Here is a 10,793-nt window from a genome sequence, read left to right on the forward strand (position 1 = left end):
GATCAGACCCCGGCGGTGATCCGCTCCGGGAGCACCCGCAGGGCCTGGAACAGCTCGACGTCCTTGCCCTCGACACCCCGCATGACCACGTCGATGGCGGTGCTCATCAGGTCGATGTGGTACTGCGTGAAGGTGCCCAGGCCCAGGCCGAGGTGCACGCCGGGGTGCCGCTCGTTGGCGAAGTAGTTGCTGGGCTGGAGCGGGGAGCAGCTGGTGTTGGTGCCGAAGCCGATCTCGTGGAGCTTGGCGTAGCGGTCGTCCGCGGCCAGCAGCTTCTCGAGGTTGGTGGCGAACTCGGTGCGGCCGGCCACGGCCGGGCGGACGGCGGTGATGCGGCCCTCGGCCAGGGAGATGATCGCCGGCTGGTCGGCCATGGAGACCAGGTCGCGGTAGACCTGCTCGGTCTCGGCGAGGCTGGTCGTGTGCTCGCCGCGGTGGACGATGGGCGCGCCCTGGAGGGTGATCTCGCCGTCCAGCTTGAAGTGGGTGTGGAGCTCGAACTCGCCCGAGGCGTTGACCAGCGAGCTGAGCTCGCCGGTGGGCAGGACGACCTGCTGGCCGGGCAGGAGCGGGCCGTGCAGCGAGAACCAGTGCTCGGAGAGCTGGTGCTGGAAGACGGCCTCGGTGCCGAACTCGCGGCCGAGGAAGAGCATGTCGTCGGCCTGGTCGAGGAGGGTCAGGAACTCCTCCTCGATGCCGAGCTCGCGCTCGTAGTCGACGTCGGTCACGACGCGGATGTTGTTGCGCAGCGTCTCGACGGAGAAGGGGGCCGAGAAGCTGGAGAAGGCGCCCATGGCCATGCCCACGAGGTCTTCGTCCTCGAAGTGGACGAACTCGTCGTCGGCGATCCACAGGACGGAGGCGCGGCGGCCGGACTCGCGGATGGCGGCCATCTCGGCGATGAGGCCCGCACGGGACTCCTGGCCGGTCCAGTTGTACTCCTGTACCGGGGTGGCGCTGTTCTCGACGATGAGCGCGTTGCGCACGCCCGGCGACGTGACCAGGAGGAAGACGTCTCCGAGGTCACCCCCGAAGACCTTGCGGAACTGCTCCGGGCTGATCGTTACGGACGGTGCGGTGCTCAAGGGAACCTCCCTGTAAAAAGGCGTGCCGGGGTGCGAGTGCGTTCACTCGCACCCCGGAACACGACTTGAACTCAGCTCTCGAGGCGGTCGTACTTCCCGTACTTGCTGATGCGGGAGCTGATCGACGCCTTCTCCGGGGCGGCGGCGGACTCGCTGCCGGCCTGGGCGGACTGCTCGATGGCGGACTGCTGGTCCATGTTGTTCTGGGTCACGTCGACTCCTAGTCGTGTTCTGGTGGAGCTCCGGATCCCGCCTGGTGCGGGGTCCGGCGTCTGTGGGTCACGGCGCGGGCGGTGCCGCTGCCGTGAGGCGGAGGAGGGCGGCCGCCGCGTCACCGTGTGCGCGCAGCCGTTCCTGGTCGAGCCCGGCGCTGAGCCGGGCCGCCGCTCCTCGGGCGAGTTCCACGGCGGCCTCCACGAGGTGGCCGCCGATGCTGACGGGATAGAGCGTGGTCCCGAGCGTCTGGCTGGTGATCATCGGATCTCCTCCTCCAGGGCGCGGGCGGCGTCCGCCGCGACGGTGCGCAGGGCCTGGGCGGCCCGCGTGGCGTCCGGGTCGGCCTCCAGCTGCTCGGCGAGCGCGGCGAGTCCGAGGACGGACCGGCGGCGCGGGCCGGGCGGGAGCCGGTCCAGCTCGGCGGTGATCCAGCGCGCCTGCTCGTCGGCGAGCAGCACCTGCTCGTCTTCGACGGTGAGCTGGAGTGCGGCGCGTCCCACCAGGGGCGGGGCGCCGCCGTTGACGGCCTCCAGCACCGGGGCGAGTTCCGCCCCGCACTGCATCACCGCGGCCGCGGCCTGTGCGCCGCCGGGTACCTGCTGGAGGCGGACGCTCAGGTTGAGCAGGAGCACCACGGCGGCGCGCAGCCGCACGGGGTCCGCGATGCGGCACAGCTCCTCGTAGAGCCCGGAGACCCCGGCCGGCACCAGCGAGACGGCCGCGTCCTCGCCCTCGCCGGTGACCTCGACCCAGCCCGGTACGGGCACGGGCCGCTCGGACACGGCGGTGGCGGTGTCCAGGGCGTCCGCGAAGGCGGTGAGCTCCCGGGCGGCTGCGGCGAGTTCCGCCTGGGCCAGGGCCTGCGCGAACTCCCGTACCGGGGCGCCCGTGGCGGGCGCCGCGGACGGCGTGGTGGGCGTGGGGGCCGTCGGCGGCGTGGCGGCCGTGGACGGCGTGGTGGTCGTGGGCGGCGTGGCGGCCGCGGGCACGGTGGTCATCGGCTCCCCTCGCTCTCGGTACGGGCCGGGGCGGCCAGGGCGTGGTGGTCGACCTTGTCGTTGACCGTGCGCGGCAGCCGGTCGTGGAACTCGACCCGGGCCGGCACCATGGCCGCGGGGAGCCGGCCGGCGAGCTCGCCGCGCAGGGCGCCGGCGCGGCGCGCCGGGTCGGCGGGCGGTTCGGCCAGTACCACGTGGGCCACCAGGCGGCTGCGGTCCCCCTCGCCGGCGACGGTGACGGCGGCGGCGGTGACCCCGGCGCAGTCGGCGAGCGCGGCCTCGACCTCGCCCGGCTCGACGCGTACGCCGGAGATCTTCAACTGCCGGTCCCGGCGCCCGTGGTAGACGAGCACGCCGCCGGCGGACCCGGTGGCGAGGTCGCCGGTGCGGAAGGCACGCCGGCCGTCGGGCAGGGTGGGGAAGGCGCGGGTGGTCGCCGCCGCGTCCCCGGCGTAGCCGTCGGCCAGGCAGGGCCCGGTGACGAACAGTTCGCCGGGGCTGCCGGGCGGCGCGGGCCGCAGCTCCTCGTCGAGGACCAGGACCGAGCGTCCGGGCAGCGGCCTGCCGATGGGCAGGATCTCCCCGGGCGGCAGGGCCCCGGCCTCGCGCGGCACCTCGTACAGCGTGGAGGTGACCACGCCCTCGGTGGGCCCGTAGGCGTTGAGCAGGCGGACCGCTCCCATCGGCGAGCCGAGCCAGCGGCGTGCGGCGGCCGTGGTGGCGGCCTCCCCGCCGATCAGCACGGTGTCCAGCGAGGGCGGCGGGCGCAGGTCGCCGCGTACGGCGGCCTCGGCGCCCAGCAGGGTCCAGTAGGCGGTGGGCAGCTGCCACATGGTGATGCCGTGGGCGGCGGTGACGTCGAGCAGCTCGGGCAGCGACCACAGGCCGCCGCCGCGCAGCACGACCCGTCCGCCGGACAGCAGGGTCGGCCAGATCTCCTCGAGCGCGACGTCGAACCCGGGCGAGGCGAACTGGAGCGTGACGCTGTCGGGGGTGAGTCCGTAGGCCTCGGCGGCCACCTCGCAGTGCCGGGCGAAGGGGCCGTGCGCGACCCGTACGCCCTTGGGCACTCCGGTGGATCCGGAGGTGAAGAGCAGGTAGGCGGGATCGTCCGCGGCCACCGGTACGGGGAAGGCGGGTGCCTGTCCGGCGTCGGCGCGGCGCGGGCCGGTACCGACCTCGACGGCCTGCTCCCCGAGTTCGGCGAGCCAGTACGCCGCCCGCTCGGGGGAGGCGACCAGGGCGATCGCGGCGCCGGCCACCCGCATGGCGCTGCGCACCCGGGCGGGCGGCTGCGCGTCGTCGAGCGGCGCGCACACCAGTCCGGCGCCGGCGGTGGCCAGCAGGGCGACGACCAGTTCGGGGACGCTGGCGGCGACCAGCGCCACCGTGTCGCCGGGGCGGGCGCCGCGCCGGTGCAGCGCGGCCGCCAGGTCCCGGGCGGCGTCGGCGAGGGCGCCGTAGGCCAGGGTCCGTCCCGGGGCCGCGGGGGTCCGTGGGAGTTCGACCGCGGTGCGGTCCGGTTCGTGTGCCGCGCGTTGCAGAACGCGGGCCGCCAGGCTCGTGTTCATCAGCGCATCCTCGCGGCGGGGGGTTCGAAGCTCGTGACGTGCACGCCGGGGTGGAGTCCCTCGGCGGGTGCGCGGAAGTAGCCGGACCAGTCGTAGGAGAAGAGCTCGACGCGGGTGGTGCCGGCCTCGGCGACGGTGAACACCGAGGCGCGCTGGTAGCGCAGCAGCTCCTCGAGGCGTTCGTCGATCTTCACGCCGGCGGTCTCGAGGTGGCCCCGCAGCTCGCCGTAGAACCGGTCCAGCTCGTTCTGTACGTAGGCCCAGCACCATTCGTAGATGAGCCAGGACTCCTTGTCCGGCACCCAGCGGGCGAGGCGCTCCATCATGTCCGGCTGGGAGGCCACCTTGCCCTCGTTGGGGACGGTGGGCGACTCGATGTACTCCCAGAGCAGGGCGCGGGCCCGGTCGACGGCGGCGCCGAGGACGGAGGAGGAGTCGGCGAGCGCGGCGTCGGCCAGCGAGCGGTAGAAGTCCTCGTAGCCGAGGAGTCCCTCGGTGTGCAGGTAGGTGGCGAGCCGGCGGGTGATGCCCCGGTTGTGCAGGGCCTGCAGGACGGCGCCGAACAGGTACATGCGCACCCAGTCCGCGCGGCTCATCGTCGAGTGCCCGACGACCACCTCGACCTCCTCCACGTCGTCCGGGAGGTAGGTGCGGGTGATGGTGTCCAGCCGGTACTTCTCGCGGTGGGCGGCGCTGCCCATCTCGGCGTTGGGCAGCAGGACGCACTCGTAGATCATGATGTCGTCGTGGATGCCCATCTCGAGCATCCGGCACAGGCCGCGGGCGAAGGTCTCGGGGGTCTCGTTCGGCAGGCCGACGATGACCTCGGTGTAGGCCTCGACACCGCGCTCGCGGAAGGCGGCGGCGAGCTTCTCGTAGTTCTTGGCCGGCATGTTGGAGCGCTTGACCTGCTCCAGCACGTCCTGGGTGCCGCTCTGCATCGCGAGGATGGTGCCGTTCGACATGCCGTTGAGCGCGAACATCGAACTGATCTGCACGATCCGGTCGTTGGCGTTCTTGGCGTAGCTCGTGACGAACTTGCCCGGGAAGCCGCTCTCCTGCTTGTTGCGCACGAGGTGCTCGGCGAGGCCGACGTCACGCGGGAGGATGCCGAAGTTGGCGTCGGCGCACAGGATCGCCGAGACGTTCTGCTCGGTGAAGTAGTCGATCTCGGCGTGCAGCCGGTCCTCGTCGAACTTGCGGATCTTCGACTGGTTCGCGGAGCCCCAGTCGCAGAAGGTGCAGCTGTAGGGGCAGCCGCGGTTGGTCTCCCACAGCACGGTCGGCTGGTAGCCGGCCGCCCGGGCCGCCTCGAAGGAGGGCTCCATCAGGCCGGTGAGCCAGGGGCTCGGCACGTCGATCTCCCGCGGCAGCTGGCCGCCGAGCGGGTTGCGGCGGACCGTGCCGTCCTGGTCCCGGTAGCTGAGCGAGGGGACCGAGGAGAAGTCGGGCTCGTCCTGGAGCAGCGCCCGCAGCAGCTCGGCGAAGGGCGCCTCGCCCTCCTTGTGGATCGCGAAGTCGATGTAGGGGTGCTTGCGCAGGAACTCGGTCGCGTTGTCCGGCACGTGCGGGCCGCCGACGACGGTGACCGCCTGGGGGAAGCGCTCCTTCACCGCCCGGCAGGCCGCCATGTTCTTGTTGAAGTTCCACAGGTAGCAGGACATCGCGAAGACCGCCGGGTCCTCCATGAGCGAGACCGGGTCCTTGGCCTGCTCGGGGAGGAAGAACGGCTGCTCGAAGGTGTAGGCCTCGACGAGGTCGGGCTGGGTGTCGGCGTAGGAGCGCAGGGCGCCCCACACGGCGGGGAGGTAGGCGGAGCGGCTGAAGGCGGATACGTAGATCCTGCGCTTGGCCGCGTTCACCGTTGCCGTCGTACTCATGTCTCGCTCACCTCATCCCGTTCGTGGCCGGTCCGTCCGAGGGACCGTGGCGTTCTGGGAACAAGCACAACCCCGGGGACTACAGCACCGCTTGAAGAGCGGAAGAGATCGAGGCCAGAGTGGGTTCCGGGGGTTCCGGGAGGGTGTAAAGGGCCCCTCGCCCGCGGCCGGCCGGGCCGTTTCGAGTGCGATTCGAGTGGGCCCTGAGAGGCTGCGGCAACCTCGCGTCTCCAGAGGAGCCACCATGCAGACCATCGCACCGCCTGCCGCGGCGTCCGCCGCGGTGTCACACCCGGGACCGGGGGTCCCGCGCATCGAACTCCTGCCCGACGAACGCCACCGGGTGGCCGCGCTCGCCCACGAGTACGCGCGGGACTCCGCGGGCCTCGACGCCCGGCGCTCCCTCCAGCTCGCCGCCCTGATGTCCCACGAGCTGCCGCGCTCGCTGCGGCGCGTGATGACCGACTTCCGCCTGTCCGGGGCCCCGCACGCGGGATTCCTGGTCGGCGGGCTGCTCATCGACGAGAACGCGCTGGGGCCCACCCCCACCCGCTACCAGGAGCGCCCCGACCGCCCCGAACTGCGGCACGCGGACGCCGTACTGCGGCTGATCGGCTCCCTGCTCGGCGAGCCCTTCTCCTTCAGCAGCCAGCAGCGCGGACGGCTGATCCTCGACCTGTACCCGGTCCGGGGGCACGAGTTCGACCAGCTCGGCTCCGGCTCCACGGCCATGCTGGACTGGCACACCGAGGACGCCTTCCACCCGCACCGCGCGGACTGGATGATGCTGATGGGGCTGCGCAACCACGACGCCGTGGCCACGACCTTCGCCGCCATGCAGGACATCGAGCTCTCCGACGAGCACCGCGCGGTCCTGTTCGAGAAGCGCTTCGCGATCCTGCCGGACCAGTCGCACACCAAGAGCTTCAACCAGGCCACCGGCGCCGCCGACGCGGCCGAGGCCGCCGACGGCGAGCAGTTCCGCCGCATCGACACCATGGCGAACCGGCCCGAGCCGATCGCGCTGCTGGACGGCGACCCCGCCGCCCCGTGGCTGCGCGTCGACCCGCCGTTCATGCACAGCAACCCGCTCGACCCGCAGGCCGCCGAGGCGCAGAACGCGCTGCTGGCCGCGATCGAGGCGAAGCTGACCGACGTGACGATCGGCAACGGCGACCTCTTCGTCATCGACAACAAGCGCGCGGTGCACGGGCGCCGGCCGTTCGCGGCCCGCTACGACGGCACCGACCGCTGGCTCAAGCGCATCAACCTCACCGCCGATCTGCGGCGCAGCGCCGGATCCCGGCGCGGAGACCACGGCCGGGCCGTGGTCTGACCGGGTCCGCGGTCCGACGAGGTCCGCGTTCTCACCAAGGCCGTGGTCCGACGCGGTCCGCGGTCTGACCAAGGCCGTGGTCCGACGAGGTCCGCGGTCTGACCAGGTCCATGGCCTGACCAGGGCCGCGGGCACAACCGCCGGGCGGAACCCGCGGGCGGACACCTTCCCCTTGAAAGGATTCAAGGCCTTGGCCGCAGAACCCAATCTGATCCGACGCCACCGGCTGTTCCGCCACTTCTGGCTGGCCCGCGCGGTCTCTCTGATCGGCGACGGCGCGGCCATGGTGGCCCTCGTCCTGCTCGTCAGCCGCGGCGAGCACGCCGGCACCGCCGTCTCGCTGATCCTCCTGGCCGAGTCCGTGCCGCGGTTCTTCGGACCGCTCGCCGGCGCACTCGCCGACCGGATGGGCGTGCGGCGCCTGCTGATCGCCGCCGAGCTGGTGCAGGCCGCGGTGTTCGGAGTCATCGTGCTGGCCCGCCCGGGCCTGGCCGTGCTGGTACCGCTGGTCGCGGTGGCCGCCGCCGCCTCCACCGTGTTCTCCGCGGCCGGCCGTACGGTGGTCCCCCGCCTGGTCGACGAGGCGGACCTGATGCCCGCCAACGCGTGGATGGGCACCGCCTTCAACCTGCAGGCCGCGCTCGGCCCGGTGCTCGGCGGCGTGTTCACCGCCTGGGGCAGCGCGTACGGCGCGCTCGCGATCAACGCGGGCACCTTCGTGCTGTCGGCCCTGCTGCTGACGCGCATCCCGGCGCTGGAGCCGCTGCGCACCGGCGAGCGCAAGAGCCTGCTGGGCGACACGGTCGAGGGGCTGAAGTTCGTACGCCACCACCGGGTGGCCCGCGCCATCGTGCTGCTGCTCCTGCTCGGCCTGTTCTTCGGCTCGCTGGACAACCTGGCGCTGGTCTTCCTCGCCGAGCACTCGCTGAACACCGGCGAGACCGGGTTCGGCGTGCTGTCCGCGTCCTTCGGCGTCGCCATGGTCGCCGCCTCGCTGTGGCTGGTCCGCGCGGCCGAGAGCCGTTCGCCGGTGTGGGTGCTGCTCGCGGGCTGGTTCTTCACGGGCCTCGGCCTGCTGCTGACGGCCGCCGCCCCGGTGCTGTTCGCCGCGATCGCCATGCAGCTGATCGCGGGGCTCGGCAACGGCGTGGCCAACGTCGGCGAGGAGACCCTGCTGCAGAAGGCCGTGCCCGGCGAGGTGCTGGGCCGGGTCGGCGGGACGCTGTCCTCCGCCGCCTTCTTCGGCAGCACGGCCGGATACCTGGCCGGCAGCCTGCTGAGCCCCGACGGCAACCCGCGGCTGGTCTTCGTGATCGCCGGTGGCGGCATCTTCCTCACGCTCGCCCTGTGCGCGCCGGCCCTGCTGTCGGCGCGCGGCGCACTCGCGGCGTCCCCGGCCGGCGACGAGCAGGCCGGCGACAAGCCGGGCGCGGACGAGCCGAACGACGGCCGCCTCCCCGGCTCCCCGGTCCCGCCCGTCGCCTCCGCCCAGGCCATCGCACCCCCCGGAGGCACACCGTGACCTCACCGGCGCCGCTCCCCTCCCCGGCGCCGGCGGCTCCGGCCGCCCCGACGGCTCAGGCCGCCGGGGCGGCCGCGGTGCTTCCGGGCGACGCGGTGGTTCCGACCGCCCCGGCCTTCAACGGGCGCCGCGCGGCCAGGGGTTACCTGAACCCGTCCGTCGTCCCGCAGCCCCTGCTGCACCGCTGGTACGCCTGGTGCCACCTGGTGCCGCCGCACACCGCCGCGCTCAACCTGCGCGAGCGCTACCTGCCCCAGCTGCGCAGCTACCTGCGCTCCCCGCAGGTGCACGCCTCCGCGCTGAGCAACCCGGCCCGGTACGGCGGCCCGTTCCTCGCCCCGTACGGCGGCGTCCCCGGCGACGCCGAGGAGCTGCTGGACGCCACCGAGACGGCCGCCGCTCCCCTGCTGCGGCTGGCCGCGGACATCAAGGAAGCCCAGCGGATGCTCGCCGAGCAGGCCGACGGCAAGCCGATGGAGTCGCTGTACGCCCAGCTGCCCGAGAGCCTGCGCGGACTGGTCGAGCTGGTCTACGACACCGGCAACCGGCCGCGGCTGCGCTTCTTCGAGCCGCTGGTCCACCGGGCGTACGCGGCCGAGCTGGCCGAGGGCCAGGTGATCTCGCTGGCCCCGCGCACGGACCTGGAGCAGCCCTTCACCTTCGGCAGCCCGATCCTGCCGGGCGCGCACCGTCTCGACCTGCGCATCCCGTTCGCCGACCCCCGCCTCGACGCGCTGTACGCCTCGCGCCGTACCGGGGCCGACGTCGCCGGCCTGGCCGAACTGCTGCTCGGGGACGAGGCCTCGTCGAACACCGCGGCGGCCGCCTTCGCGGGCCTGTTCACCGAGACGGCCCCGGCGCCGTACGAGCGCGCTCCGGCGGGCTCCGTACGGATGCGCTACCTCAACCACGCGACGGTCCTGCTGGAAACCGGCTCCACGGCCGTGCTGCTGGACCCGCTGCCCGGCTACGCGGACGACGGCCACCGCCACCTCACCCTGGCCGACCTGCCCGACCGGCTGGACGCCGTGGTCCTGAGCCACCTGCACTGCGACCACGTGTCGGTGGAGGCCCTGCTCCAGCTGCGCCACCGGGTGGACACGGTCTTCGTGCCCCGGGGCGGCGGCGGCTCCCTGGAGGACCCGAGCCCCAAACTCCTCCTCCAGGCGCTGGGCTTCACCTCGGTGGTGGAGCTGGGCGAGATGGAGTCGGCGCGGATCGGCGAGGACGCCGAGGTCACGATGCTGCCGTTCCTGGGCGAGCACGGCGACCTCGACATCCGCTCCAAGGCGGTCCCGCTGGTGGAGATCGGCGGCCGGCGGGTGCTGTTCGCGACGGACGCGGTGGACATCGACCCGGACCTGTACCGCAGGGTGCAGGAGAACACCGGGGACGTGGACACGGTCTTCATCGGGCTGGAATGCGTGGGCGCTCCGATGTCATGGCTGTACGGCCCGCTGATGGAAGGCACCCAGGACCGCGCGCACGACCAGGCCCGCCGCCTCAAGGGCTGCGACGCGGACATGGCGGAACGCCTGGTCAAGCGCTTCGGCGCGCAGGAGGTCTTCGTCTACGCCCTGGGCCTGGAGCCGTGGCTGCGCCACCTGACGGGTTCCAGCTACGACCCGCAGTCGGAACAGATCCGCCAGACCACCCTCCTCCTGGACCGCTGCCGCAACCGCGGCGTCCCGGCGGAACTCCTCTACCAACACGGCGAACGCCTCTGGCCGACCCGCCACCCCTGACCCCGAACCCAGCGCCCCCTCCCGCCTTCGACCGGGAGGGGGCGCTTCGTGTGTTCCCGCTCAGCCCTTCCGTGTCGTGCCAGGCGCTCGCGCAGCCACCTGAGTGGCGCGGGAGACCCGCCGCACACCGGGTGGCACGGCGAGGGCCCGGCCGCGGAGGACGGTTTCGTCCTTCGGGGCCGGGCCCTTGGGGGGTGCCGGAGAGGGGGGTTGGTTCAGTGGGCGGCTGATTCCTGCAGGGCGGGGGCGGGGGTGGTGGCCGTGTCGTTCTTGGTTTCGTCTGCGGGGGCGGTGGGGGCGCCGCGGAGGGGGACTTCCTTGATGAAGATCGCGGCGATGAAGCCGAGGACGGCGATGGCCGCGCAGACCAGGAAGGCCCAGTGGGTGCCGACGGCGACCGCGTACCGGTAGGCCTCGCGGACCGCTTCGGGCAGGGTGGC

The 10,793-nt window shown here is 73.0% G+C and carries 9 protein-coding genes and 1 pseudogene; 3 read left to right on the forward strand and 7 right to left on the reverse strand.

Annotated features, from left to right (window positions below; genetic code table 11):
• Positions 1–2: 2 nt before the first annotated feature.
• The 6 genes from AB0D66_RS23925 to AB0D66_RS23950 all read right to left on the reverse strand — a co-directional run bounded on the left by AB0D66_RS23925 (position 3) and on the right by AB0D66_RS23950 (position 5,750).
• Positions 3–1,085, reverse strand: coding sequence for a hypothetical protein (locus tag AB0D66_RS23925; RefSeq protein ID WP_362307001.1), 1,083 nt, complete (start codon positions 1,083–1,085; stop codon positions 3–5).
• Positions 1,086–1,156: 71 nt separating this feature from the next.
• The gene (locus tag AB0D66_RS23930; protein WP_362307003.1) at positions 1,157–1,297 is read right to left on the reverse strand and encodes a hypothetical protein; all 141 of its coding nucleotides are present in this window, start codon (positions 1,295–1,297) and stop codon (positions 1,157–1,159) included.
• A gap of 67 nt (positions 1,298–1,364) precedes the next feature.
• The gene (locus AB0D66_RS23935; RefSeq protein ID WP_362307006.1) at positions 1,365–1,562 is read right to left on the reverse strand and encodes a hypothetical protein; all 198 of its coding nucleotides are present in this window, start codon (positions 1,560–1,562) and stop codon (positions 1,365–1,367) included.
• Positions 1,559–2,299 (reverse strand): hypothetical protein, encoded by a 741-nt coding sequence (locus AB0D66_RS23940; RefSeq protein ID WP_362307009.1) that lies wholly within the window; start codon positions 2,297–2,299, stop codon positions 1,559–1,561. Before AB0D66_RS23940 ends, AB0D66_RS23935 begins: the two co-directional genes overlap by 4 nt.
• Positions 2,296–3,870, reverse strand: coding sequence for an amino acid adenylation domain-containing protein (locus AB0D66_RS23945; RefSeq protein WP_362307012.1), 1,575 nt, complete (start codon positions 3,868–3,870; stop codon positions 2,296–2,298). Before AB0D66_RS23945 ends, AB0D66_RS23940 begins: the two co-directional genes overlap by 4 nt.
• Entirely contained in the window at positions 3,870–5,750 is a 1,881-nt protein-coding gene (locus AB0D66_RS23950; RefSeq protein WP_362307015.1) for a radical SAM protein, read from the reverse strand. Before AB0D66_RS23950 ends, AB0D66_RS23945 begins: the two co-directional genes overlap by 1 nt.
• Before the next feature lie 244 nt (positions 5,751–5,994).
• On the opposite strand from AB0D66_RS23950, the gene gntD reads away from it, so the two are divergent.
• The 3 genes from gntD to AB0D66_RS23965 all read left to right on the forward strand — a co-directional run bounded on the left by gntD (position 5,995) and on the right by AB0D66_RS23965 (position 10,353).
• Positions 5,995–7,086 carry a guanitoxin biosynthesis L-enduracididine beta-hydroxylase GntD gene (gene gntD, locus AB0D66_RS23955; protein ID WP_362307018.1) on the forward strand — a complete coding sequence of 364 codons (1,092 nt, stop codon included), beginning with the start codon at positions 5,995–5,997 and terminating at the stop codon, positions 7,084–7,086.
• Between the two features lie 190 nt (positions 7,087–7,276).
• A complete protein-coding gene (locus AB0D66_RS23960; protein ID WP_362307021.1) occupies positions 7,277–8,608 on the forward strand; it encodes an MFS transporter in 1,332 nt (443 codons plus the stop codon).
• The gene (locus AB0D66_RS23965; protein ID WP_362307024.1) at positions 8,605–10,353 is read left to right on the forward strand and encodes an MBL fold metallo-hydrolase; all 1,749 of its coding nucleotides are present in this window, start codon (positions 8,605–8,607) and stop codon (positions 10,351–10,353) included. Before AB0D66_RS23960 ends, AB0D66_RS23965 begins: the two co-directional genes overlap by 4 nt.
• Before the next feature lie 215 nt (positions 10,354–10,568).
• Here the strand turns inward: AB0D66_RS23965 and AB0D66_RS23970 are convergent.
• Positions 10,569–10,793: pseudogene (locus AB0D66_RS23970) on the reverse strand (MFS transporter); the annotation flags it as partial.

This window comes from Streptomyces sp. NPDC048270 (assembly GCF_040652335.1).
GTDB lineage: Bacteria > Actinomycetota > Actinomycetes > Streptomycetales > Streptomycetaceae > Streptomyces.